The organism is Rathayibacter sp. VKM Ac-2856, assembly GCF_013205055.1.
GTDB lineage: Bacteria > Actinomycetota > Actinomycetes > Actinomycetales > Microbacteriaceae > Rathayibacter.
In genome coordinates this window covers 453,358-477,839 of the sequence record NZ_JABMLF010000004.1, presented here as the reverse complement: position 1 = coordinate 477,839, position 24,482 = coordinate 453,358, and the positions used below count along the sequence as shown (strand labels likewise).

The following is a 24,482-nucleotide window of genomic DNA, read 5'->3' as shown; positions in this document are numbered from 1 at the left end:
CCTATGAACCCGAGACGTCGCTCCGCCGGCTCGTTCTTCGAGGAGGAAATAGTTGTGGCTACAACTGAGTTGGACCTAGCATGACCGGCATGACCACCTCCTCCCCCGACCTGCTCGCCCCCGACACCGTGATGGGGGCGGTCACGCTGCGCGTCGCCGACCTCGACGGGATGGTCGCCTACTACCGCGACGCCGTCCTGCTCGACCTGCTCTCGCAGGACGGCTCGGTCGCGGTCCTCGGCCGGGGCGGCGTCCCGGCGGTGATCCTCCAGCACGCCCCCGAGCTGCGGCACGCGGCCCCGCGCAGCGCCGGGCTCTTCCACACCGCGATCCTCTTCGAGACCGAGGCGGCGCTCGCGGCCGCCGTGCACAGCGTCGCGACCCGGCACCCCGGCTCCTTCACCGGCAGCTCCGACCACCTCGTGAGCAAGGCGTTCTACTTCGACGACCCGGAGCACAACGGCGTCGAGCTCTACTGGGACCGCGACCGCACGCAGTGGTCCTGGACGCACGGGCGGATCGAGATGTCGACGCTCTTCCTCGACCCGAACGCCTTCCTCCGCGAGCACCTGACCGAGGAGGCGATCGCGCAGCCTCGGCTCGGCGGCGCCTCGGTCGGGCACGTGCACCTGAGCGTGGGCGACGTCGCGACGGCGAAGGAGTTCTACGTCGACCGGCTCGGCTTCGAGACGACGATCGCGTACGGCGGTCAGGCGCTGTTCGTCTCGGCAGGCGGCTACCACCACCACATGGCGATGAACACCTGGAACTCGCTCGGCGCCGGGCGGCGGCAGCTCGCCCTCGGACTCGGGCAGGTCGAGATCGTGGTGCCGGCGGCGGACGACCTCGGTGCCCTCGGCGAGCGGCTGCGCGCGGCGAGCGTCGCGACGGCGGACGACGGGCGCACGCTGTCCTTCGAGGACCCGTGGGCGAACACGCTGCGGGTGACCGCGGCGGCCTGACCGGGCCGATCCGCCCCCGTCCATCGGGCGGCGGATCGCCGGAAAGCCGGGCGGGTACGATGGGCCCGCGGAGATCCGCACAGCCCTCGAGACCCTCGGAGAACCCGGTGCCCACGATCGTCGTTGAAGTCATGCCCAAGGCCGAGCTGCTCGATCCGCAGGGGAAGGCCGTCGCCGGCGCGCTCTCGCGCCTCGGCCACTCCGCCGTCACGGGCGTGCGGGTCGGCAAGCGCTTCGAGATCACGGTCGACGAGGTCACCGACGAGGTCCGCGCCTCCGTCGCCGCGCTGGCCGACGAGATGCTGTCGAACTCGGTGATCGAGGACGTCGTCGGCATCCACTACCCGGAGGCGTGAGCATGCGCATCGGCGTCATCACCTTCCCCGGCTCGCTCGACGACCGCGACGCGCAGCGCGCGGTCCGCTTCGCCGGCGCGGAGCCCGTGGCCCTCTGGCACGGCGACCACGACCTCGACGGCGTCGACGCGATCGTGCTGCCCGGCGGCTTCTCCTACGGCGACTACCTGCGCTGCGGCGCCATCGCCTCGCACTCGCCGATCATGCGCGAGGTCATCGACGCCGCGAACGCCGGCACCCCCGTGCTCGGCATCTGCAACGGCTTCCAGATGCTGACCGAGGCGCACCTGCTGCCCGGCGGCCTGATCCGCAACGACGTCGGCTCCTTCGTCTGCCGCGACCAGCGGCTCGTCGTCGAGAACGCCTCCACCGCGTGGACGAGCGACTTCGAGGCCGGCCAGGAGATCACCATCCCGCTGAAGAACGGCGAGGGCGGCTACATCGCCTCGGCCGAGACGCTCGCCGAGCTCGAGGGCGAGGGCCGCGTGGTCTTCCGCTACCTCGGCGCCAACCCGAACGGCTCGATGAACGACATCGCCGGGGTCGCGAACGCGCGCGGCAACGTCGTCGGCCTGATGCCGCACCCCGAGCACGCGGTCGAGCCCGGCTTCGGCCCGGACACCCCGGCGGCGATGCGCTCCGGCGTGGACGGGCTCGCGTTCTTCACCTCCGCGGTGCGCGCGCTGGTCGCCTCGGCCTGACGACCGTCGCTCTGCGCGGTCGCGGCGCCCGGTCGCGCTAGCGGCCTGAAGCGCGACGGGCGGCGATCTCGCGCGCCGCGGCGTGCAGGGCGAGGAGCGCCTGGGCGTGCGCCTCGGGCGCGAAGCCGGCGAAGGCCCGGCGGGCCGCCGCGGCGGCGGCGCGGACCGGGGCGCGGTCGCGGCAGAGCCGCTCGAGGTGCTCGGCGAAGGCGGCGGGCTCCACGGGGGCGAGCAGCCCCGGGCCGTCGAGGCCCTCGGTGAGGGCGGGGTCCACGTGGAGGACGCCGCGGCCGCCCTGCAGCGCCTCGACGACGACCATCGGCTGGTTGTCGAAGCCGAACGAGGTGAGGACGACGAGGTCGGACCGGCGGACGGCGTCGCCGATCAGGCGGTTCTCGACGAAGCCGCTGAAGACGATCGCCGGGGATCCCGCGGCGAGGCGGCGGGCGCGCGCGAGCTCGGGGCCGGTGCCGACGACCTCGACGGCGAGGGCTCCGGGGTCTCGCGCGAGGACGGCGAGGCAGGACTCGAGGAACGGCACGAGCCGCTTCTCCGGAGCGCACCGGCCGACTAGAGCAGGCGGAGCGGGCCGGTCCTGTCCGCGGAGTCGGCCGGTCCGCTGTCGGCGGGGTCCGAGTCGTCGGGGTCGGAGTCGGCGGGGTGGGGGTCGCGGGGGACGACGGTGTTGGGGAGCACCGCGACCGGTGAGAGTCCGGAGCGGCGGAGCGCCTCGGCCTGATGGGCCGACGGCGAGATCACGAGGTCGGCGCGGGCGGCGGCGCTGCGCGTGACGTCGCGGAGGAGGGCGCCGAGACGGTCGTCCCTCGCGTCTCGGCTCGGGTGCGGGCGGCGGCCGGTCACGGCGGCGACGTGCGCGGCGGCGAGCGGAGCCAGCAGTCGCCCCGCGAGTCCGGGCACGCCGCGCCAGAAGAAGGTGTGCACCGTGGCGATCGAGGGGATCGCGAGTCGCTCGGCGACCGCCAGGGCGGCGACCGCGAGGCCGAACTCGGAGTGCACGTGGACCGTGCGGACGTCCTCGTCGCGGAACAGGCGCTCGAGCAGCGCGCGGGTGCGCCGGCTGCTGCGGACGATCGGCAGCTGGACGACCGGGATGCGCACCGCCGGGATCGGGCGGACGTCGATTCCGGCGAGCGGGAGGGTGGTGTCCGAGCGCGGGACGACGAGCAGCACGCGCAGGCCCGCCTGCACGAGGGCCCGGCCCTCCGCGACCATGGCCGTCTGCGCGCCGCCCGTGTAGTCGAGCGCGTAGTCGCTGACGACGGCGACGGTCGTCGGCACGTGCGGGGGGACGCGAGGGTTGCTCATGATCATCGGGTGACGCTAGCAGCGGAGCGCGGTGGGGGCGGCTCGCAGGCGCGTCGGGGCGCGTGGGGAGTGGGGGCTCCGGGGTGGTCGAGCAGGCCTGGAGGGGCGGATGGAGGCCGCCGTCTCTGCGGTGGGAGATCTCGATACGCCCGCGAAGCGGGCTACTCGATCAGCATGGAGCGGCCCGCGACGCGGGCTACTCGATCAGCAGGGAGAAAGGGGCGCGGCACACTGCAGGGCGGCACGTTCATGCTGGTCGAGTAGCCCCGGAGGGGCGTATCGAGACCTCACGTGTCTGCGGCGGGAGATCTCGATACGCCTGCGGAGCGGGCTGCTCGATCAGCATGGAGAGGAGCGGGGCGCCGCGGGGCGGCGCCTCCATGGCGGCTACGGGCCGGTGAGGACCTCGGGCTCGGGGGTCATCGAGATGGTGGGGATGGAGGCGGTGATGACGGTGCCGTCGGAGCGGCGGGTGCCCTCGATGTCGGAGGTGGTGGGGGCGCCGACGAGGCGCGGGCCCTGGTGGCCGAGGTCGACGCGGACGGGGTTGCCGGCCTCGACGTGCACGCGCTCGCCGCGGACGGTGATCGCCGCTGCGTCGCCGTCCTCGACGGTCAGCAGCACCTCGGCCTGGGTCACCTCGACCCGCACCCGCGTGCCGTGCAGCGTGATGCGGAAGATCAGGCGGTCCCAGTCGTCGGGCAGGCGCGGGTCGAGCGTGATCCGACCGCCGTGGTCGCGCATCCCGCCGAAGCCGTAGACCAGCGCGCTCCAGACGCCGCCGGTCGAGGCGACGTGGATGCCGTCGGCGGTGTTGCGGTGCAGGTCGGCGAGGTCGACGAACAGCGCCGAGAGGAAGTAGTGCCGCGACAGATCGCTGTAGCCGACCTCGGCCGCGATGATCGACTGCACGACCGCCGACAGCGTCGAGTCGCCGGTGGTCAGGGCGTCGTAGTACTCGAAGTCGGCGCGCTTCTGCTCCGCCGTGAACTCGTTGCCCTGCAGCAGCAGGGCGAGCACGACGTCCGCCTGCTTGAGCACTTGGAAGCGGTAGATCACCAGCGGGTGGAAGTGCAGCAGCAGCGGGCGCTTGGTCGCCGGGGTGTTCTCCAGGTCCCACAGCTCCTTCTCGAGGAAGGCCGCGTCCTGCGGGTGGATGCCGGCCCGCTCGTCGAAGGGAATGTGCATCTTGTCGGCCGCGCGGGCCCACTCGAGGACCTCGTCCTCGTCCAGCAGCAGCCGGGCGACCATCCGCTCGTAGGCCGACGGCTCGACGGCCTTCAGCAGCTCGACGGCGCGGGCGGCGGCGCGGAGGTTCGAGCGCGCCATCACGTTCGTGTACAGGTTGTCGTTCACGACGGTCGTGTACTCGTCGGGCCCGGTGACGCCGTGGATGTGGAAGTGGTCGTCGCCGTTGCTGCGCCAGAAGCCCAGGTCGGCCCACATCCGCGCGGTCTCGACCAGGATGTCGATGGCGCCGCGGGCGAGGAAGTCGTCGTCGCCCGTCGCGGCGACGTACTGCATCAGCGCATACGAGATGTCGGCGTCGATGTGGTACTGCGCGGTGCCGGCGGCGTAGTACGCCGACGACTCCTGGCCGTTGATGGTGCGCCAGGGGAAGAGCGCGCCGCGCTGGTTGAGCTCGGCCGCGCGGGAGCGGGCCGCCTCGAGCATGTTCTGGCGGAAGCGCAGGGCGTTCCGCGCCACGAGCGGTGCGGTGTAGCTGAGGAACGGGAGGACGTAGACCTCGGTGTCCCAGAAGTAGTGGCCGCCGTAGCCGGAGCCCGAGACGCCCTTCGCCGCGACGCCGCCGCCGTCGGTCCGGGCGGTGGACTGGGCGAGCTGGAAGAGGTTCCACCGGGTGGCCTGCTGGATCGCGGACTGGCCGTCGATCCGCACGTCGGAGCGGGCCCAGAAGTCGTCGAGCCACTCGCGCTGCTTGGTGAACTGCTCCTCCACCGGCGTCTCGCGGGCGCGGTCGAGCGTGCGGTCGCAGCGGTCGGCGAGCTCGCGCACGGGGACGCCGCGCGAGGTGTGGTACGTCAGCGTCTTGATCAGGCGCACCGGCACGCCGGCCTTCGCCTTGACGCGGTAGACGTGCTTGGCGAGGTCGTCGTCGATCTGGGAGGTCTGGTCCCACTCGTTGTCGGTCTCGAGCACGTGCTCGGCGCCGCAGGCGACGGTCATCCGCGAGTTGGTGGTGCGGTAGCCGAGCAGGTAGCGGGTGCCGCTGACGCGCTTGAGGCTCGGCTGGAGCACGCGGTCCTCGAAGGACTCGGCCTTCCGCGGGTCGAAGCCGGCCGCCTCGCTGCCCGAGGGCGCGTGGTACTCGTCGACGCCGTCCTGGCGGTTGAGGATCTGGCTCGAGATGAGCACGGAGGCGTCGTGGTCGAGCATCTCGACCTCGTAGTCGAGGATCGCGAGGTGGCGGTCGGTGAAGGAGACCAGCCGGCGCGAGCGGATCAGAACGCGCTTGCCGGAGGGGGTGCGCCACTCCAGCTCGCGGGTGAGCACGCCGTTCGCGAAGTCGAGGCGGCGCGTGTAGGCCAGGACGTCGGCCTCGCTGAGCACGAACGGCTCGTCGTCGACGTAGAGCCGGATGATCTTCGCGTCGGGCACGTTGACGATGGTCTGGCCGACGCGGGCGAAGCCGAACGCCTCCTCCGCGTGCCGGATGGGCCAGGTCTCGTGGAAGCCGTTGATGAAGGTGCCGTAGGCGTAGCCGTCGCGGCCCTCCTCGACGTTGCCGCGCAGCCCCAGGTAGCCGTTGCCGGTCGCGAAGAGGGTCTCGGTGCGTCCCTGCAGCTCGGTGGCGAACTCGGTCTCGATCAGAGCCCACTCGTCGACCGGGAAGCGGTTGCGGTCGAGCGGGTCGGAGGTGATGGGGTTCATGCGGCGTCCTCGGGGGCGGGGGCGGAGGGGAGGAAGGGGAGCAGCTCGGCCAGGTCGTCGACGACGATGTCGGCGCCGTGCTCGAGCAGCGTGTCGCGGCCGACGCCGCGGTCGACTCCGACGACGAGGCCGAAGGCGCCCGCGCGGCCGGCGGCGACTCCGGAGTGGGCGTCCTCGACGACCACGCACTCGGCGGCGGTGAGGCCGAGCAGCTGCGCGGCGTGCAGGTAGGTGTCCGGGGCGGGCTTGCCGGCGATCGAGTCGCGGGCGGCGAGCAGCCCGTCGACGACGACGTCGAAGCGGTCGCGGATCCCCGCGGCCTCGAGCACCGGGACGCCGTTGCGCGAGGAGGTGACCACGGCCACCTCGACGCCCGCGGCGATCGCGGCGTCGACCAGGGCGAGCGAGCCCGGGTAGGGGGCGACGCCGTTCTCGGCGAGGGTCGCGTTGAAGGCGTCGTTCTTGCGGTTGCCGAGGCCGCAGACGGTCTCGAGCGCTGGGTCGTCGCTCGGCGAGCCCTCGGGGAGGGTGATGCCGCGGGAGGCGAGGAGCGCCCGGACGCCGTCGTAGCGCGGTCGGCCGTCGATGTAGCGGAAGTAGTCGGCGTCGGTGTAGCCCTCGGCGACGCCGCGCGACTCGAGGTAGGGCGTGAAGAGGCGCGCCCAGGCCTGCATGTGCACGTCGGCGGTCGGGGTGAGCACCCCGTCGAGGTCGAAGAGCAGCGCCCGGGCCCGGCGGAGGGCGGAGGCGTCGGGGCGCGTCGGGGAAGCAGTCACAGCGGTGAGGACCTCTGGTCGGGGCACGGGTGCGTCGGGCTCCGCCGTCGACAGGCCGTCCGCGCGGACAGCAGGTATCGTATACGCCCCCCGGTCGCTGTCTGGAACCGTTTGCACGTCCGGCCTCCCCCGTCTCGGAGGGTCTGCGCGCCCTGCGCGCGCCGGTGCCCGCGGAGTCGCCCGCAGGACGACGGCCGGACGACCGGATCCGCCGATTCCACGGCGATCCCGGACGCTCGGCCTTCGTTCCGCGGTGGCGTCAGGCGGTCCTGTCGAGCGCGTCCCCCGCGTCGGGGACGGCGGTGAGCTGCGAGACGCGTGCGGGGCTGATCCGCAGGGCGGCCGCGACCGCCTCGACGGTGTAGCCGTCGGCGCGCAGGGCGCGGACGGCCTCGCGGCGGAGCTCGCCCGCGTGCCGCAGCGCGGCGCGCGCCTCCTCCTCGGCGCGGGCGCCCTCGTTCCACCGCGCCAGGACCTCGGGCGGCGCCTCGACGGTCACGCTGACCTCGACGTCGTCGACGCCGACGTCGAGGTGCACGGCGGCGAGCTCGCGGGCGGCGGCCTGGATGCCGCGGGTCGAGACCGCGCCTCCGGTCGCGACGATCTCCGCTCCGTTCGGGGCGATCGACGTCAGCTCGGGGATCTCGATCGTCCACCAGGGAGTGCCGTCCCGGTAGGCGCGGGCCGCGAGGACCCGGGGTCCGCTCGTCATGGTCGGTTCCAATCGCTCGGGGTGTCCGCGAAGACCGCCTGCAGTTGTCGGACGACACCGGGCGAGACCTCGCCCCGGTGCTGCACGAGGGTGACGGTCGCCCCGCCCCCGGCCGGGCTCCACGTCTCGTGGCTCCCTCGCTGCCGAGTGCGCTCCCACCCGCGCGAGCGGAGGAACCTCGTGACGTCGCGGTACTTCTGCGGCCTGGTCATCAGGGTATTCCAGCCCACCCTTCCACTCAAGAGCCAGGGTGGGCTTGAACTTCGTGGAGAGCTCGGCGATCACGCGCCTGGGGAGGAGCTCCGCTCCGCCGGCGTCCAGCTCCTCGCGTGCACCTTTCGAGGCGCTCGGCCGCGAGTGGACGCGGAACGGGCTCCGACACGACGCCGGGCCCCGTTCCGTGTCCACTCGGTCGGAGTGCGGCCCGCGAGACGACTCGGGACGGGGGCTGCTCCGGCCGCGGGGCCCGGTGGGCGTCCGGTCGGCGCGGCGGAGCAGGGGTCAGCCGAGGGGCTGGAGATCGGCCTCGCTCGGGCCGCCGGTCAGGCGGTGGCGGCCGAGCGGCAGCATCAGCGGGGTGCCGGAGGTCGGGTCGGTGATGATGCGGCTGTCCAGGCCGAAGACGGCGCGGACGGTGTCCTCGGTCAGCACGTCGGCGGGGGTGCCGGCGGCGTGCACCGCTCCGCCGGCGAGGGCGACGAGGTGGTCGGCGTAGCGGGCCGCGAGGTTGAGGTCGTGCAGCACCATCACGACCGTGGTGCCGCGGCTGCGGTTGAGGTCGACGAGGAGGTCGAGCACCTCGACCTGGTGGCTGACGTCGAGGAAGGTGGTCGGCTCGTCGAGCAGCAGCAGGTCGGTCTCCTGCGCGAGGGCCATCGCGATCCAGACCCGCTGGCGCTGGCCGCCGCTGAGCTCGTCGACGGCGCGGTCGGCGAGGGCGGCGGTGTCGGTCGCGTCGAGGGCGGTGGCGACGGCCTCGTCGTCGTGCGCGTTCCAGCGGCTGAGGATGCCCTGGTGCGGATGGCGGCCGCGGCCGACGAGGTCGGCGACGGTGATCCCCTCCGGAGCGATCGGCGACTGCGGCAGCAGGCCCAGGGTGCGCGCGAGCTGCTTGGCCGGCGTCCGGTGCACCGCCTTGCCGTCGAGCAGCACGGTGCCGGCGCGCGGGGCGAGCAGGCGCGACATCGAGCGGAGGAGGGTCGACTTGCCGCAGGCGTTCGCGCCGACGATCGCGGTGATCCGGCCGGGCGGGACGACGAGGTCGAGGCCGTCGACGACGGTGCGGTCGCCGTAGCCCAGCGTGAGCGACTCGACGGTGAGGGTGTGCTCGGCGGTCACAGGGACCCTCCCGATCGGTTGCTGCGGACGATGAGGTAGATCAGGTACGGCGCGCCGAGGACGCCGGTGACGACTCCGACCGGGTAGCGCAGGCCCAGCGCGTACTGCCCGACGAAGTCGGCGACGAGCACGAGCAGGGCGCCGACCAGGGCCGAGGGGATCAGCAGCGAGCGGCCGGGGCCGACCAGGCGGGCGGCGATCGGGCCGGAGAGGAAGGCGACGAACGCGATCGGGCCGGCGGCCGCGGTGGCGAAGGCGATCAGGCCGACGGCGGCGACGATGACGACGAGGCGCGTGCGGTTGACCCGGATGCCCAGCGCCGAGGCGGTGTCGTCGCCGAGCTGCGTGCCGGAGAGGTCGCGCGAGCGGGAGAGCAGCACCGGGGTGAGCACGACCAGGGCGATCAGCACCGGCACGACCTCGCTCCAGCGCGCGCCGTTGAGGCTGCCGGTGAGCCAGCGGCTCGCCTCCTGGTAGTCGAACGCGGCGGCGCGGGAGAGCACGTAGGCGGTGACGCTGTCGAGCATCGCGGCGACGCCGATGCCGATCAGGATCAGCCGGGTGCCGGCGACTCCGCTGCGATAGGAGAGGGCGTAGACGACCAGCGCGACCAGCAGGCCCGCGAGGATCGCGACGACCGAGACCTGCGTCGCTCCGAGCGACAGGGTCACGATCGCGAAGGCCGCGGCGGCGCTGGCTCCGGCGCTGATGCCGATGATGTCGGGGCTCGCGAGCGGGTTGCGCAGCATGGTCTGGAAGGCGACGCCGCCGAGGCCGAAGCAGAGGCCGACGAGCACGCCGAGGATCGCGCGCGGCAGGCGCAGCCGCCCCACGGTGAAGGAGGCGCCGGGCACCTGCTCGCCGAGGATCACCCGGACGACCTCGGACGGCGAGTAGACCGTCTGCCCGACGATCAGCGAGACGGCGAAGACGAGGACGAGGAGCGCGACGAGCACCGCGACCACGAGGCGGCGGCGGGCGCCGCGGCGACGACGGCCGACCGCGACGGCGAGGGCGGTGGTGGTGGGCGCGGCCGGGCGGGCGGCGGGCCGGGACTGCACGGCGGTCACAGCTCGCGCACCTTCTGCCGGCGCACGATCGCGATGAAGACGGGGGCGCCGATCAGCGCGGTGATGATGCCGACGTCGATCTCGCTCGGGCGCGCGACGATGCGGCCGGCGATGTCGGCGGTGGTGAGGAGGACGGCTCCGGCGACCGCGGAGAAGGGCAGCAGCCAGCGGTGGTCGACGCCGACGATCAGGCGGCAGGCGTGCGGGACGACCAGGCCGACGAAGCCGATCGGCCCGGTGATCGCGGTGGTCGCTCCGCAGAGGACGACGGCGCCGAGGGCCGCGGCGCCGCGGGCGAGGGCCACGCGCTCGCCGAGGCCGGCGGCCAGCTCGTCGCCGAGGGCCAGGGTGTTGAGGCTCTTCGCCGAGACCACGCAGAGCGCGAGCCCGGCGGCGAGGAAGGGCAGGACCTTGCCGATGCTGTCGAAGCCCCCGCCGCCCACTCCGCCGATCTGCCACGAGCGGATGCCGCCCGAGAGGTCGGCGCGCGGCAGGACGATCGCGCTGATCACCGAGACGAGCGCGGCGGAGGTGGCGGCGCCGGCCAGCGCGAGCTTGAGCGGCGTCGCTCCCCCGCGCCCGAGCGACCCGACCACGTAGACGAAGACGGCCGCGACGGCGGCGCCGCCGATCGCGACCCAGATGAACCCGGTCGCGGTCGACAGGCCGAAGAAGACGATTCCGGTGACGACCGCGAGCGAGGCGCCGGTGTTGACGCCGAGGATCCCCGGGTCGGCGAGCGGGTTGCGGGTGACGCCCTGCATCAGGACGCCGGAGACTCCGAGGGCCGCCCCCGCCACGCAGGCGAGCACGGTGCGCGGGATGCGCTTGGCGACCGCGGCCTGCGCGAAGCCGTCGGTCGAGCCGCCGAGCGCCGCGACCACGTCGCTCCAGCTCACGTCGCGCGAGCCGATCATCACCGAGAGCACGCCCACCGCGGCCAGCACCAGGAGGGAGACCAGCAGCCAGAGGGCGCGCAGACGCCTCGGGCGCCGCACGGTGGCGGCACCCGAGGCGGGAGGTGCGGTGAGGATCACGCGGGGTCGGGGGTGACGGTGATCACGCCGCCTTGTCCGCGGCCTCGGCCAGCATGGCGAGGTAGTCGTCGAGGACGTACGAGATCGACAGCGGGGTCGGGTTCGCGGCGGTGCCCAGCGGCGTGGAGGGCAGGCGCACGATGGCGTCGTTCGCCACGGCCGGGATCTGCGAGAGCAGCGGGTCGGCCTTGAGCGTGCTCACGAGCTCGTCGTCGCCGTAGGTGACGATGACGTCGACGTCGTTGAAGGCGTCGGCCTGCTCGGCGCTCTGGGTGAGCGAGAACGCCTCGGTGGTCGCCGACGCGGTCGCGATGCTGTCCGGAGTGGTCAGGCCGAGGTCCTCGAAGAAGGCCGGACGGGTGTCGTGCGTCGTGTAGAAGCTGACCTGGCTGAGGTCGGTCGGGTCGACGTGGGTGAGGAACATCGCCGAGGTGCCGGCGAGCTGCGGGTGCGCGGCGACCTTCTCCTCGATCTCGCCCTCGAGCTCGGTGATCAGCGCGGCGCCCTCGTCGGCCATGCCCATCGCCTCGCTGTTGAAGGTGATGGTGTCGCGCCAGGAGGTGCCCCAGGCGGTGTCGGGGTAGGCGACGACCGGCGCGATCTCGGTCAGCGTGTCGTAGTCCTCCTGCGTGAGGCCGGAGTAGGCGGCGAGGATCACGTCGGGCTGCGTGTCGGCCACGGCCTCGAAGTCGATGCCGTCGGTCTCGTCGAAGAGGACCGGGGTCTCGCCGCCGAGCTCGTCGAGCTTCTCGGACACCCAGGGGAGCAGTCCGTCGCCGTCGTCGTCGCCGAAGTTCGCGGCGGCCATGCCGACCGGGACCACGCCGAGCGCGAGCGGGACCTCGTGGTTGGCCCAGTTGACGGTCGCGACGCGCTCCGGCTGCGACTCGATGGTCGTGGTGCCGAGCGCGTGCTCGATGGTGATCGGGGTGAAGCCGGAGTCGGCGCCCTCCGATCCCGTCGCGGCGGACGAGCAGCCGGCGAGGCCGACGGTGAGCAGAGCGGTCGCGACGAGGGCGAGCGACTTGGTGGCGCGGGGCATTGTTCCCTTTCGGAAGGCTGTGGTCGTGAGGCGCGGCGGGCTGTGGACGCCGGGCACTAAGGACAGCCTAACCAAAGAATGTGCAGTCTCTCAGCCCGAAAGGGCTGGGCGATCCGCATCTCAGGCCGAGACGAGCTTCTCCACGGTGCGGAGGTTGCGGGTCGTGGTCGTCGAGCGGAAGACGGCGCGCGCCAGGATCCTCGCCGCCGGGGTGTCGGTGGAGGAGCCCTTCGGGCAGCGCCAGTAGAGGACGCCGTCGCCGCGGGCCAGCAGCTCGACGGCCGGGTCGGTCGCGCCGATCGCGGTCTCGGCCGCGTCGAGGGCGGCGGGGTCGGAGCCGAAGACGACGTAGGGGTGCGCGGTCTCGTCGATCCGCTCGAAGGGGTAGGCGGCGGCCGCCGCGGCGAGCGCCTCCTGCGTCACGAGGACGATCCAGGCGTCGTAGCCGAAGCGCTCGCCGAGGGCCGCCTCGAGCGCGGGCTTCAGCTCGGCGGCGGCGCGGTCGGAGTCGAAGGCGGCGTTGCCGCTGGCGAGCACGGTGCGGACGGCGGTGCCGCCGACGCTCTCGACGGTGGCGGCGAGGTCCGCGCTGCGGACGGTGCGGCCGTTGACGTTCACTCCCCGGAGCAGGGCGACGAAGCGGGTCATGCCGCCGACGGTAGCGTGGCGGGATGGCGCGCGGTGGACGGATCTTCGGGAGCGGGACGGGTCTGCGGAGCGGGGCGGATCAGCGGGGCGGGGCGCGCGAGTCGGGTGAGCCGCTCGAGGCGCTCGAGGCGGCGATCGTGCGCGCGAGCACCCGCGGGCCGGGCGCGCGGACCCGGGCGGAGATCGTGCCGCCGTCGGGTCGGCACCTGGTGCTGCCGTCGTCCTCGGGGACGGTGCTGGCCGTCGACGTCGACGCACTCGTGGCGCTCGCCGCGGCGGAGGACCTGCTGATCGCGCTGGAGCGGCGGCCGGGCGACTTCGCCGTGGCGGCGACTCCGCTGCTCTCGTGGTGGTCGGCGGACGAGACGGTGCCGGACGAGGAGACGGAGCGACGGCTCGACGCGCGCGCGCTCGCGGCGGTGACGCTCGGGGCCGGTCCCGGGGCGGACGTGGAGTCGCGGCTGCGCGGGCTCGTCGCGCGGGCGGACGTCGACGGGCTCGCGGCGGCGCTCGCGATGCTCGCCCGGGTGCCGGATCCGCCGGCGGGCTTCCAGGACGCGGCGGGATTCTGGCGGGTGCTGGTGCCGGAGGCGCCGTTCGAGCGCCGGCTCGCGCTGGCACTGGCGGTGGACGCGCCGGCCGAGCGGGTGCTGCTGATGCTGCGGGACTGCGGCTTCACGGCGACGCTGCCCCGGCGGCGCGCGGTGATCGCGGCGGCCTGCGCGCGGGTCGTCGAGGCGTCGCCGGACCCCGCGGCGCTGGCCCCGCTGGCGGAGGCCGTCGACGACGCGCTCGAGAAGCGCTGGCGCGCCCTCTGACGGCCGGCGGCGCGCAGCCCGTCCGCGTCCGCCCGACTACCTCCGGCACGCGGAACCACCCTCGGCACGCCGAAACCACCCGATTCCGCGAGCCGGAACCGAATCCACGAGCCGAACCTCCACCACGCACCACCTCCGGCACGCGAAAACACTTTCGGCACGCCGAAACCACCCGATCCCGCGAGCCGAAGCCGAATCCACGAGCCGAACCTCCACCACCCACCACCTCCGGCACGCGAAACCACCCTCGGCACGCCGAAACCACCCGATTCCACGAGCCGAAGCCGAATCCACGAGCCGAACCTCCACCACCCACCACCTCCGGCACGCGAAAACACCCTCGGCACGACGAAACCACCCGATCCCGCGAGCCGAGGCCGAATTCACGAGCCGAAGCTCCCCACCCACCACCTCCGGCACGGGAAACCACCCTCGGCACGCGAGAACCCTCGATTCCCACGAGCCGACGCCGAATCTCCGAGCCGAACCTCCCCCATTGCCACCTCCGGCACGCGGGAACACCCTCGGCACGCGGAAACCACCCGATTCCGCGAGCCGGAACCGAATCCACGAGCCGGAGCTCCGCCGCACCCACCTCCGGCACGCGGAAACACCCTGGGCACGCGGGAACCGCTCGATTCCGCGAGCCGGGGACGGTTCCACGAGCCGGAGCTGCGCCGCCCGGCGCCCGGAGCACCCGCGCAGGACGGGTGCCTAAGCTGGACGGATGTCCCTCCCCGGTCTCGAATTCCGTCGCTTCCCCGCCGCCCTGACCGCCGAGGGCGGGCCCGATGCCGCCACGGCCGCCTGGGGCGCCGCGATCAACGCGGGCTTCCACGAGAAGGAGTACACGCCGGAGCAGTGGCGCGACTGGGCCGAGCACATGGTCGCCGACCGGCGCGAGCTGACCGCGGTGCACGACTCCGCCTCCCCCGAGGGCATCGACGGCGAGGCCGTCCCGGTCGCCACCTACGCCGCGTTCCCCGGCTCGCTGCAGGTCGGGCGCGGACGCGAGCTCGCGGCGCACCTCGTCTCGCAGGTCACCGTGCGGGCCACGCACCGCCGCCGCGGCATCCTCCGCGCCATGATCACCGATGACCTGCGCCTGGCGCGCGAATCGGGTGCCGCCGTCGCCGTGCTCACCGCGAGCGAGGCCTCGATCTACCGCCGGTTCGGCTTCGGCCGCTCGGCGTTCACGCGCTCGATCCGCGTCGACACCGGCCCGCGCTTCGCTCTGCAGGTCGCGCCGGCCGGTCGCGTCGAGGTCGTCGCGACGACCTGGCTGCAGTCGCGGGTCGAGGAGGTCTTCCGGGCCTTCCACGCGCGCACCCCCGGCTCGCTGACCCGCCAGTCGCGCTACGCGGCGAACGCCGTCGGCACCGAGCCGGGCGAGACCGCGCCGGGCCGCGCCGTCCGCTCGGCCGTGCACCTCGACGCCGACGGCGAGCTCGACGGCTACGTCACCTACAAGGCGGTCGGGCCGGACGAGGACGACCGCACCCTCGAGGTCGTCGACCTGGTCGCCGCGACCTCCGACGCCTACCTCGCGCTCTGGGGCTTCCTCGGCGCCGTCGACCTCGCGTCGACCGTCACCTGGGACATGGCGCCCGTCGACGACCCGCTGACCTGGGCGCTGCGGGACGCGCGCGTGGTCTCGGTGACGACCGTCGCGGACCTGATCTGGACCCGTGTGCTCGACGTGGCGGCCGCCTTCTCCGCGCGCCCGTGGACGAGCGACGGCACGCTGGTGCTGGCGGTCCGCGACGAGCTCGGCCTCGTCGACGGCGGCTACCGGATCACCGTCGAGGGCGGCGAGGGCCGCGTGGAGCGCACCGATGACGCGCCGACCCTCGAGCTCGACGTCGCCGACCTCGGCACGCTGCTGCTCGGCTCCGCCCGCCCGTCCACGCTGGCCCGCGCCGGCGCCGTGACCCTGGCCGCCGCGGACCACGAGAGCGTCGACCGCTTCTTCGCGCCGATCGCGGCGCCGTACTGCATCTCCTTCTTCTAGGCCGCGCTCCCTTCCGGGACGTGCTCCCTCCCGGGCCACGCGGAGGTCACGCCGCCCCCTGTCCGATCTGCAGGCGATCCGAGCGGGAGACCGTTTCCCGCCGCGCCGCTCGCGCCGTGCGGCCCGGATCACCTGCAGATCAGACGAGGACCTGCAGATCAGACGGGGACCTGCAGAGCGGTTGAGGACCTGCAGATCAGACGAGGGCCTGCAGGTCGGACGGGGACCTGCAGATCGGACGAGAGCCTGCAGATCGAACGAGGACCTGAAGATCGAACGAGGACCTGCAGATCGGACGAGAACCGGCGGCCCGCACCGGCACCGGCACCGGCACCCGCAGCCCACCCGCCATCGCACCCGACGCGCCGCGCCAGGGACTCGCAGGCTCCTCCGGGTGTCCCCGCATCCGCCGTCGGTCATGCTGGAGCATCCCGACCCGACCGCGAGGAGTTCCGCATGGGCGCATCCGTGATCGTCGACGTCATCGTCGTGCTGAGTCTCATCGGCGCGCTCGTCGACGGCCTGCGCCGCGGCTTCCTCCGCACCCTCGGCGGCCTGGCGGGCGTCGTGGCCGGCGCGATCGCCGCCTCCTTCGCCGTCCCCGCCGTCTCGGCCTGGGCCGCGGGCAGCGAGTGGCGACTCCTCGCCGTGATCGGCACCGCCGTCCTGCTGCTCGGCGTCGGCTACGCGATCGGTGCGACGATCGGTGCCGTGGTCGGCCGCGGCGCCGACAAGGTGAAGCTGGGCCTCCTCGACCGCCTCGCCGGAGGAGTGGCCGGCGTCGCCATCACCGGGCTGGTCTGGATCGCGGTCACCTCCGCCGTGTCGCTGCTCGGCGTCCCGCTCGTCACGACCAGCGTCGCCGGCTCCACCGTCATCCGGACCATCGACGACCTCACCCCGGACCCGGTGCGCGGCTTCCTCGCGCAGCTGCAGTCGACCGTCGTCGACGAGGGCACCTCCTGGGTCGTCGAGGCCCTCGACGCTCCGACCGAGGCCCCGGCCATCCCCAGCGTCGCGACCGACGACCCCGAGGTCGCCACCGCCTCCGACTCGGTCGTCCGCGTGTCCGGCACCGCCTGGGCCTGCGACGTCGGAGTCACGGGCAGCGGCTTCGTCGTCTCCGACGACCGGGTGATCACCAATGCGCACGTGGTGGCCGGAGTGGAGCAGCCCGTCGTCGAGGCGCCGAACGAGCCGCCGCGCACCGGCCGCGTCGTCTACCTCGACGCCGCCGCCGACCTCGCGGTCATCGCGGTCGACGGGCTCTCCGCCGCGCCGCTCGCCCTCGACGACGCGGTCGTGGCGGGCGACGACGGCGTCGTGGCGGGCTACCCGTTCGGCGGTCCGCTGACCCTCGGCTCCGCCCAGGTCTCCTCCGACGCCACCGTGTCGCTGATGGTCGACGGCGCACCGACCTCCCGCGAGGTGCTGACGCTCGCGGCCCTGGTGAACCAGGGCAACTCCGGCGGACCGCTGCTCTCGCTCGACGGCACCGTCTCGGGCGTGGTCTTCGGCAAGGCGGCCTCGGTGGACAACGTCGGCTACGCCATCCCGCTCTCGGTGCTCGGCCCCGTGGCCGCCGAGGCGCCCGCGCTGACCGCGACCGTCGACTCCGGACCCTGCCGCGAGGCCTGATCCGGGCCGGCACCGGCGGGCTGCGCGCAGAACATCAGCCGAGAGCCGAGCTCATCGCTCATCGGCGATGACGGGCACTCCTGGCTGATGTTCTGCGCGCAACTGCCGCCCGCACCGAGCCGGTGGCCGCTTCACCCGGCCGATCCGCGCACACGCCCTGATCGCTGGCCCCCCAAACGCCCTGTTCGCGCGACCCCCGAGGGGCGGGCGCCCGCCCCGGTAGGATCGTCGCGCATCCCCACCCTCTCTCCTGGAGCCTCCAGCACATGGCAGACAGCCGCACTGCAGACAGCCGCATCGCCGTTCCCGACACCACCGCGAACGCGGAGGCCACCCCCGAGAAGGAGCAGCCCTACGCGGCGCTCGGGCTGAAGCCCGACGAGTACGCGAGCATCCGCGAGATCCTCGGCCGGCGCCCCACGAGCGGCGAGCTGGCGATGTACTCGGTGATGTGGAGCGAGCACTGCTCGTACAAGTCGTCGAAGATGTACCTCCGCCAGTTCGGGCAGAAGGTCTCGCCCGCCATGAAGAAGAACCTCATGGTCGGCATGGGCGAGAACGCCGGGGTCGTCGACGTCGGCGAGGGCTGGGCCGTCACCTTCAAGATCGAGAGCCACAACCACCCGAGCTACATCGAGCCCTTCCAGGGCGCGGCGACCGGTGTCGGCGGCATCGTCCGCGACATCATCTCGATGGGCGCCCGCCCCGTCGCCGTGATGGACGCGCTGCGCTTCGGCCACATCGACGACCCGGACACCGCCCGCGTCGTGCACGGCGTCGTCGCCGGCATCTCCTTCTACGCGAACTGCCTCGGCCTGCCCAACATCGGCGGCGAGACCTACTTCGACTCCGTCTACCAGGGCAACCCGCTCGTCAACGCGCTCGCGGTCGGCGTCCTCCGCCACGAGGACCTCCACCTCGCCAACGCCCGCGGCGTCGGCAACAAGGTCGTGCTGTTCGGCGCGCGCACCGGCGGCGACGGCATCGGCGGCGCGTCGATCCTCGCCTCCGACAGCTTCGCCGACGGCGGCCCGACCAAGCGCCCGGCCGTGCAGGTCGGCGACCCGTTCGCCGAGAAGGTGCTCATCGAATGCTGCCTCGAGCTGTTCCGCAAGGACCTCGTCGAGGGCATCCAGGACCTCGGCGCCGCCGGCATCTCCTGCGCCACCTCCGAGCTCGCCTCCAACGGCGACGGCGGCATGTTCATCGAGCTCGACTCGGTGCTGCTGCGCGATCCCTCGCTCACGGCCGAGGAGATCCTGATGTCGGAGTCGCAGGAGCGGATGATGGCGGTCGTCCGCCCCGAGAAGCTCGACGCCTTCCTCGAGGTCGTCCGCAAGTGGGACGTCGAGACCAGCGTGCTCGGCGAGGTCACCGACTCCGGCCGCCTCGTCATCAACTGGCACGGCGAGGAGATCGTCAACGTCGACCCGCGCACCGTCGCCGTCGACGGCCCGGTCTACGAGCGCCCGATCGCCTACCCGGCCTGGCTCGACGCCCTGCAGGCCGACTCCTCCTCGCGGCTGCCGCGCTCGAGCGACGGCGACGCCCTGCGCGCCGAGACCCTCGCGCTGCTCGGCTCGGCCAACCTCGCCGACAAGAGCTGGATCACCTCGCAGTACGACCGCTACGTGCTCGGCAACACCGCGCTGAGCTACCCCGACGACGGCGGCATGGTCCGCGTCGACGAGGAGTCCGGGCTCGGCTTCGCGGTCGCCACCGACGCCAACGGCCGCTGGTGCCAGCTCGACCCGGCGCAGGGCGCGCGCCTCGCGCTCGCCGAGGCGTTCCGCAACGTCGCCGTCACCGGAGCGACCCCGGTCGCCGTCTCGGACTGCCTCAACTTCGGCAGCCCCGAGAACCCCGAGGTGATGTGGCAGTTCCGCGAAGCGGTCGGCGCCCTCGCCGACGCGTGCCTCGAGCTCGAGATCCCCGTCACCGGCGGCAACGTCTCGTTCTACAACCAGACCGGCGACGTGCCGATCTTCCCGACGCCCGTCGTCGGCGTCCTCGGCGTGATCGACGACGTGGCGCGCCGCATCCCCTCCGGCTGGCAGGACGAGGGCGACAACGTCTACCTGCTCGGCGTCACCCGCGACGAGCTCGACGGCTCCGCGTGGGCCGGGACCGTGCACGACCACCTCGGCGGCCGTCCTCCGCAGCTCGACCTCGCGGCCGAGAAGGCGCTGGCCGACCTGATCGCGGCCGGCTCGACCGAGTCGCTGATCGCGTCCGCGCACGACCTCGCCGACGGCGGCCTCGTCGTCGCGCTGGCCGAGTCCGCGCTGCGCTTCGGCGTGGGCGTGCGGATCTGGCTGGACGAGCTGATGGAGCGCGACGGCGTCGACGCGACCGCCGCCCTCTTCTCGGAGTCGACCGGCCGCGTGCTCGTGTCGGTGCCGCGCGAGGACGACGTGAAGTTCCGCGGGCTCTGCGAGGGCCGGGGCTACCCGGTGCTCCGGATCGGCGTCACCGACGCCGAGTCGCCCGTCGTCGAGGTCCAGGGCCTCTTCACGGTCCCCCTCGAGGAGCTGCGCGCCGTCAACGGCGCCGTGCTGCCCTCCCGCTTCGCCTGAGGCGGGCGGCCTCCCCACCCCTCCTTTACGTCCTCCACTCCCCAAAAGTTGCGGTAGTCGCACCCGACTACCGCAACTTTCGAGGAGTCGCGCGGGGGTGCACCTGCGGGGGCCTCGTCAGTACGCAGAAGTTGTCGGAGTCGCGGGGCGAGTACGACAACTTTCGAGGAGTGGGCAAGATGCACCCGCGAACACTCGCGAGCGGACAGACACTGCTTCACTCTGCAGAAGTTGCGGTAATCGCGCGCCACTACCGCAACTTTCGAGGAGTCGAGCGGGGCTGCACCCGCGGGAGCCTCGTCAGGACGCAGAAGTTGTCGTAGTCGCGGCGCGAGTACGACAACTTTCGAGGAGTCGGCGGGGGTTGTACCCGCCGGGCGCCCGCGAGTGCGCAGACGCTGCTCACTCTGCAGAAGTTGCGGTAGGCGCACTCGACTACCGCAACTTTCGAGGAGTCGAGCGGGGGTGCAGCTGCGGGGCCTCGCGAGTGCGCAGAAGTTGTCGTGGTCGTGGGGCGAGTACGACAACTTTTGCGGAGTGGGTGCGGGCGGGTTCCGGGATTACGGAATGTTTGCAATAGTGGAGCATGGCCTCTTCGCGTGATCTCGCTGCCGAGCTGGACGAGCTGCGGGAGCGGGTGGAGCGGATCGAGAGCGCGGGCCCCGTCGCCGCGGCGCCCGGCACCGCCGATCCGACGCAGGACGACCCGCTCTGGGCGCTCACGGCGCTCAAGCAGCGGATTCCCGCGCCCGGCGGGGTCGTGTTCGCCGGCGCGGTCGCCACTCCGGCCGGCCCGGTCGAGTGGCAGTACGGCCTCAGCACCGACGCGTTCTTCGAGCGCGACTGGGGGTCGAGCCCCGGCCCGGCGGCGCTGGCCGCGCTGGGCAGTCCGGTGCGCCTGCGCTTCCTCCAGGCGGTCGCGGGCGGAGTCGAGACGGTCGCGCAGCTCGCCGAGAGCGAGGGCGCGGGCACGACCGGCCAGATCTACCACCACGTCAATCAGCTGGTCGCGGCGGGCTGGCTCGAGGCGCGCGGGCGCGGACGCTACGGCATCCCACCCGAGCGGCTGGTGCCCCTGCTGACGATCCTGCTCGCCGCAGGAGGTCCCCGATGAGAACCCGCACCCGCGTCATCGCGGCCGCCGCGGCCGTCGCCGTGCTCGCCGGAGGGGTGCTGCTGCGCCCGGCCGCACCCCGGCTCTCGGACGAGCGGACCGGCGACGCCGCGATCGCCGCCTGGCTCGCCGAGCACGGCGGGGGCGGCACCCGCGACAGGCTCGTCGCCGCGGTGGTCACTCCCGAGCGCGTCCGCTTCGCGGGGCTCGGCGCCGACGAGAGCACCGAGGTCGAGATCGGCTCGGTGACGAAGACGATGACGGCCCTGCTGCTCGCGCAGAGCGCCGAGGCGGGGACGGTCGCCCTCGCCGACCGCGCCCGCGACCACGCCGAGCTGGACGGCTTCGACGGCACCCTCGAGGAGCTGGCGAGCCACCGCTCCGGACTCCCGCGCCTCTCGCCGAACCCGCTCGACCTGGCGGCGACGCTCGTCGCGCAGCTGCGCGGCGTCGATCCGTACGCCACGTTCTCGGCGGAGGACGTGCTGGGCCAGGCGGTGAGCGCCGGTGGCGGCGGGGCGGACGAGGTCGCGTACTCCAACCTCGGGGCCGCCGTCCTCGGGCAGACCCTCGCCCGCGCGGAGGGGGCCGACTACGCCGATCTCGTCCGCGAGCGGATCTTCGCGCCGCTCGGCATGACCGCCAGCACAGTGCCCGTCTCGATCTCGGCCCTCGCGCCGGACGCGCCCCGGGGCCACTCCGAGAGCGGCCGCCGGGTGGGCCCGTGGACGCTCGAGGGCTACGCGCCGGCGGGAGGCGTCTGCTCGACCGCCGCGGACATGGCGCGGTACGCGCGCGCCCTCCTCGCCGACGACCCGGCGCTCGGCGTCCCGGCCGCGACCGTCCTCGACCCCCGCTTCGACGCCGGCGACGGGGACCGGATCGGCCTCGCCTGGTTCACCTCCGAGGCGCCCGGCGGAGGAGCGACGACCTGGCACAACGGCGGGACCGCCGGCTACGCCACGATGCTCGCGATGGACCGGGAGCGCGGGGTCGCCGTCTTCGTGAGCTCGACCACCGCGACCTCCGTCGACGCCCTCGGCCTCGACCTCCTCGCGCATGTGCGGGAGGAGGTGTCGTGATCATCGCCTCGCTGATCGCGCTGGCCATCACGGTCTACACGGTCGGCCGCTTCGCGCTGGGGACCATCCCCTGGCGCCGCACCGCTCAGCACCTCGACCGCGACCGGCTGCGCGTGCTCACCCGCGGCGTCGAGTCGGTGCTCGTGCTGCTGCTGGCGCGGGTCTTCGCGGACTGGACGCTCGTGAGCCTCGCGCCGTGGTTCGCGCTCGTCGTCCTGGCGGCGGCGGGAGCGGCCGGCGCCGTCGTGCGCTGGCGGAGCCTGCCGTGGCTCGAGGACCCCGCGAAGCGCCGCGCCCGGACCACCGGCTTCGCCGGCACCGTCGCGCTCTCGGCGCTGCTCGTCGGCGTCGTCGGGCTCTGACGGCGGCGGATCTCGATGCGCTTGCTCCGTGGGCTGCCCGATCAGCACGGGTGGGGCGCAGCTCCATGCTGGTCGAGTAGCCCCGGAGGGGCGTATCGAGACCCACGCTCATCGACAGGGCGGTCCGCAGACCCGACATCCGGCCACGGTGGATCTCGATACGCCCGCTCCGCGGGCTACTCGATCAGCATGACCGCGGGCTGCTCGATCAGCATGAGTGGGGCCGCGCGTCGCAACTCCGGCTCAGCCGGCCTGGCGGGGCAGCGGCTCGGGCTCGGCGTTGGCGCGGACGCGGCCGTTCTGGTCGCCGACAGTGAGGACCGTCGAGGGATTCAGGTTGAGGGTGTCGCCGCCGTAGAGGCTGTCGAGGGTGACGCCGTCGCGGCGGACCGAGTTGAGGGCGTCGAGGTAGCCGGCGCTCACGCAGAAGCGGTCGGCGATCCGCGCCGGGCTGTCGCCGGCCGCGACGACGTACGCGGCGGGCGCGCCGTCGGTCGCGGTCCGCACGGTCCCCGCCGCGCCCTCGCGGGTCCCCCGGTCGCGCACGACCTCGAGGTCCACGTCGCCGATCGAGCCGGCGGTGTCGAGGGCGGAGACCACGCACTCGCCGGTCGCGGCGACGGGCGCCGGCGCCAGCGTCACGCTCGGCACGGGCCGCGGGCCCGCCTCCGCGGCGTCGGCGGTCGGCGTGCTCGCCACGGACGACGAGCCCACCGCGCCGGAGCCCTCGGTCGGCGTCGCGTCCGGGATGTCGGCCGCCGACGTGCAGCCGGCGAGCAGGAGGGTGCTCGCGAGCACGATCACGATGCGCTGAGTCGTCTTCGATGCCACTCCCAGACTCTAACCCGCAGCGCGATTGACCTCCTCCCCCGCTGAATCCCATCGCCACCCCCTGTTGGACACCGCGCCCTCGACGGCGTGGACTGGAGGCATGAAGTACACGCACCTCGGCCGCACCGGTCTGTCCGTCTCCCGCGCCGTCCTGGGCACCATGAACTTCGGCCCTGAGACGACCGAGCCCGACTCGTTCGCGATCATGGACCGCGCCCACGAGCTCGGCGTCAACTTCTTCGACACGGCGAACGTCTACGGCGGCGAGGGCGCCCGCGGCGCGACGGAGGAGATCGTCGGCCGCTGGTTCGCCCAGGGCGGCCAGCGCCGCGAGCGCACCGTCCTCGCGACCAAGCTCTACGGCGACATGGAGCAGCACGCCGCCCCCGGCGCCGAGCGCGGCCGCGACTCCTGGCCCAACGGCGGGCGCCTCTCGGCGCTGAACATCCGCCGCGCGCTCGACGACAGCCTCCGCCGCCTGCAGACCGACCACATCGACCTGTACCAGTTCCACCACGTCGACCGCACGACTCCGTGGGACGAGATCTGGCAGGCGATGGAGGTCGCCGTCCAGCAGGGGAAGGTCCTCTACGTCGGCTCGAGCAACTTCGCCGGCTGGCACCTCGCCCAGGCCCAGGAGGCCGCGCGCGACCGCCGCTTCACCGGCCTCGCCTCGGAGCAGTCCATCTACAACCTGCTCGTGCGCGACATCGAGCGCGAGGTCCTGCCCGCCGCCCGGCACTACGGACTCGGCGTCATCCCCTGGTCGCCGCTGCAGGGCGGGCTGCTCGGCGGAGTGATCGAGAAGACGGAGTCGGGCAGCCGCCGCGCCTCCGCCCGCTCGCTCGAGGCGATCGAGAAGCACCGCCCGGCCCTCGAGCAGTACGAGGCCTTCGCGCGCGACCGCGGCATCGCGCCGGGCGAGCTCGCGCTGGCCTGGCTGCTGCACCAGCCGGGCGTCACCGGCCCGATCACGGGCCCGCGGACGATGGAGCAGCTCGAGAGCGCCGTCGCGGCCGTCGACATCGCGCTCGAGCCCGGCGACCTGGCCCGCCTCGGCGAGATCTTCCCGGGGCACCGCACGGCGCCGGAGGACTACGCCTGGTGAGTGCCCTGCCCCGCTGATGCGGCGGGCTCTGCACTCCTTGCTGATCCAGCGGAGCCCCCTCCTCATGCTGATCGAGCAGCCC

At 73.4% G+C, this 24,482-nt stretch carries 22 protein-coding genes and 1 pseudogene; 11 read left to right on the top strand and 12 right to left on the bottom strand.

The window, feature by feature from the left end:
* The first annotated feature begins 80 nt into the window (after positions 1 to 80).
* The 3 genes from HQQ82_RS15170 to purQ all read left to right on the top strand — a co-directional run bounded on the left by HQQ82_RS15170 (position 81) and on the right by purQ (position 2,019).
* Complete coding sequence (locus tag HQQ82_RS15170; protein ID WP_173234641.1) at positions 81 to 962, top strand: VOC family protein; 882 nt, start codon at positions 81 to 83, stop codon at positions 960 to 962.
* Between the two features lie 107 nt (positions 963 to 1,069).
* Entirely contained in the window at positions 1,070 to 1,318 is a 249-nt protein-coding gene (purS, locus tag HQQ82_RS15165; protein WP_173234639.1) for a phosphoribosylformylglycinamidine synthase subunit PurS, read from the top strand.
* A 2-nt stretch (positions 1,319 to 1,320) separates the two neighbouring features.
* Positions 1,321 to 2,019 carry a phosphoribosylformylglycinamidine synthase subunit PurQ gene (purQ, locus tag HQQ82_RS15160; RefSeq protein WP_173234716.1) on the top strand — a complete coding sequence of 233 codons (699 nt, stop codon included), beginning with the start codon at positions 1,321 to 1,323 and terminating at the stop codon, positions 2,017 to 2,019.
* Between the two features lie 37 nt (positions 2,020 to 2,056).
* Here the strand turns inward: purQ and HQQ82_RS15155 are convergent.
* The 11 genes and pseudogenes from HQQ82_RS15155 to HQQ82_RS15105 form a co-directional block, all read right to left on the bottom strand.
* Positions 2,057 to 2,578: pseudogene (locus tag HQQ82_RS15155) on the bottom strand (glycosyltransferase); the annotation flags it as partial.
* An 11-nt stretch (positions 2,579 to 2,589) separates the two neighbouring features.
* The gene (locus HQQ82_RS15150) at positions 2,590 to 3,351 is read right to left on the bottom strand and encodes a glycosyltransferase family 4 protein (protein ID WP_173234635.1); all 762 of its coding nucleotides are present in this window, start codon (positions 3,349 to 3,351) and stop codon (positions 2,590 to 2,592) included.
* Between the two features lie 381 nt (positions 3,352 to 3,732).
* On the bottom strand, positions 3,733 to 6,237 hold the full coding sequence (locus tag HQQ82_RS15145) for a glycoside hydrolase family 65 protein (protein WP_173234633.1): 2,505 nt from the start codon (positions 6,235 to 6,237) through the stop codon (positions 3,733 to 3,735).
* Positions 6,234 to 7,013, bottom strand: coding sequence for a beta-phosphoglucomutase family hydrolase (locus HQQ82_RS15140; protein ID WP_173234631.1), 780 nt, complete (start codon positions 7,011 to 7,013; stop codon positions 6,234 to 6,236). The genes HQQ82_RS15145 and HQQ82_RS15140 overlap by 4 nt, the downstream gene beginning before the upstream one ends.
* Positions 7,014 to 7,272: 259 nt before the next feature.
* Positions 7,273 to 7,725 carry a hypothetical protein gene (locus HQQ82_RS15135; protein WP_173234629.1) on the bottom strand — a complete coding sequence of 151 codons (453 nt, stop codon included), beginning with the start codon at positions 7,723 to 7,725 and terminating at the stop codon, positions 7,273 to 7,275.
* A complete protein-coding gene (locus tag HQQ82_RS20660; protein WP_173234627.1) occupies positions 7,722 to 7,937 on the bottom strand; it encodes a type II toxin-antitoxin system HicA family toxin in 216 nt (71 codons plus the stop codon). Before HQQ82_RS20660 ends, HQQ82_RS15135 begins: the two co-directional genes overlap by 4 nt.
* 289 nt (positions 7,938 to 8,226) lie before the next feature.
* Positions 8,227 to 9,063 (bottom strand): ABC transporter ATP-binding protein, encoded by an 837-nt coding sequence (locus HQQ82_RS15125; protein WP_173234625.1) that lies wholly within the window; start codon positions 9,061 to 9,063, stop codon positions 8,227 to 8,229.
* On the bottom strand, positions 9,060 to 10,133 hold the full coding sequence (locus tag HQQ82_RS15120; protein WP_367947945.1) for a FecCD family ABC transporter permease: 1,074 nt from the start codon (positions 10,131 to 10,133) through the stop codon (positions 9,060 to 9,062). Before HQQ82_RS15120 ends, HQQ82_RS15125 begins: the two co-directional genes overlap by 4 nt.
* Complete coding sequence (locus HQQ82_RS15115; protein WP_173234623.1) at positions 10,130 to 11,170, bottom strand: iron ABC transporter permease; 1,041 nt, start codon at positions 11,168 to 11,170, stop codon at positions 10,130 to 10,132. The genes HQQ82_RS15120 and HQQ82_RS15115 overlap by 4 nt, the downstream gene beginning before the upstream one ends.
* A 22-nt stretch (positions 11,171 to 11,192) precedes the next feature.
* On the bottom strand, positions 11,193 to 12,212 hold the full coding sequence (locus tag HQQ82_RS15110) for an iron-siderophore ABC transporter substrate-binding protein (protein WP_173234621.1): 1,020 nt from the start codon (positions 12,210 to 12,212) through the stop codon (positions 11,193 to 11,195).
* Between the two features lie 120 nt (positions 12,213 to 12,332).
* Positions 12,333 to 12,860: a DUF1697 domain-containing protein gene (locus HQQ82_RS15105; protein WP_173234619.1), complete on the bottom strand. Its 528-nt coding sequence runs from the start codon at positions 12,858 to 12,860 to the stop codon at positions 12,333 to 12,335.
* 23 nt (positions 12,861 to 12,883) lie between these two features.
* Here HQQ82_RS15105 and HQQ82_RS15100 point away from each other — a divergent pair, with 23 nt between their 5' ends.
* From HQQ82_RS15100 to HQQ82_RS15070, 7 genes are all read left to right on the top strand, one after another.
* Entirely contained in the window at positions 12,884 to 13,678 is a 795-nt protein-coding gene (locus tag HQQ82_RS15100) for a DUF2254 family protein (RefSeq protein ID WP_173234617.1), read from the top strand.
* 727 nt (positions 13,679 to 14,405) lie between these two features.
* Entirely contained in the window at positions 14,406 to 15,689 is a 1,284-nt protein-coding gene (locus HQQ82_RS15095) for a GNAT family N-acetyltransferase (RefSeq protein ID WP_173234615.1), read from the top strand.
* 456 nt (positions 15,690 to 16,145) lie between these two features.
* Positions 16,146 to 17,327, top strand: a complete 1,182-nt coding sequence (locus HQQ82_RS15090) for a MarP family serine protease (protein WP_173234613.1) — start codon at positions 16,146 to 16,148, stop codon at positions 17,325 to 17,327.
* Between the two features lie 266 nt (positions 17,328 to 17,593).
* Complete coding sequence (gene purL / locus HQQ82_RS15085) at positions 17,594 to 19,903, top strand: phosphoribosylformylglycinamidine synthase subunit PurL (RefSeq protein ID WP_173234611.1); 2,310 nt, start codon at positions 17,594 to 17,596, stop codon at positions 19,901 to 19,903.
* Between the two features lie 586 nt (positions 19,904 to 20,489).
* The gene (locus HQQ82_RS15080; protein WP_173234609.1) at positions 20,490 to 21,017 is read left to right on the top strand and encodes a helix-turn-helix transcriptional regulator; all 528 of its coding nucleotides are present in this window, start codon (positions 20,490 to 20,492) and stop codon (positions 21,015 to 21,017) included.
* Positions 21,014 to 22,099 carry a serine hydrolase gene (locus HQQ82_RS15075; RefSeq protein WP_173234607.1) on the top strand — a complete coding sequence of 362 codons (1,086 nt, stop codon included), beginning with the start codon at positions 21,014 to 21,016 and terminating at the stop codon, positions 22,097 to 22,099. The genes HQQ82_RS15080 and HQQ82_RS15075 overlap by 4 nt, the downstream gene beginning before the upstream one ends.
* Positions 22,096 to 22,461, top strand: coding sequence for a hypothetical protein (locus tag HQQ82_RS15070; RefSeq protein ID WP_173234605.1), 366 nt, complete (start codon positions 22,096 to 22,098; stop codon positions 22,459 to 22,461). Before HQQ82_RS15075 ends, HQQ82_RS15070 begins: the two co-directional genes overlap by 4 nt.
* 243 nt (positions 22,462 to 22,704) lie before the next feature.
* Here HQQ82_RS15070 and HQQ82_RS15065 read toward each other — a convergent pair whose 3' ends face one another.
* Positions 22,705 to 23,292: a hypothetical protein gene (locus HQQ82_RS15065; RefSeq protein WP_173234603.1), complete on the bottom strand. Its 588-nt coding sequence runs from the start codon at positions 23,290 to 23,292 to the stop codon at positions 22,705 to 22,707.
* Positions 23,293 to 23,392: 100 nt separating this feature from the next.
* On the opposite strand from HQQ82_RS15065, the gene HQQ82_RS15060 reads away from it, so the two are divergent.
* Entirely contained in the window at positions 23,393 to 24,400 is a 1,008-nt protein-coding gene (locus HQQ82_RS15060; RefSeq protein ID WP_173234601.1) for an aldo/keto reductase, read from the top strand.
* Positions 24,401 to 24,482 lie beyond the last annotated feature (82 nt).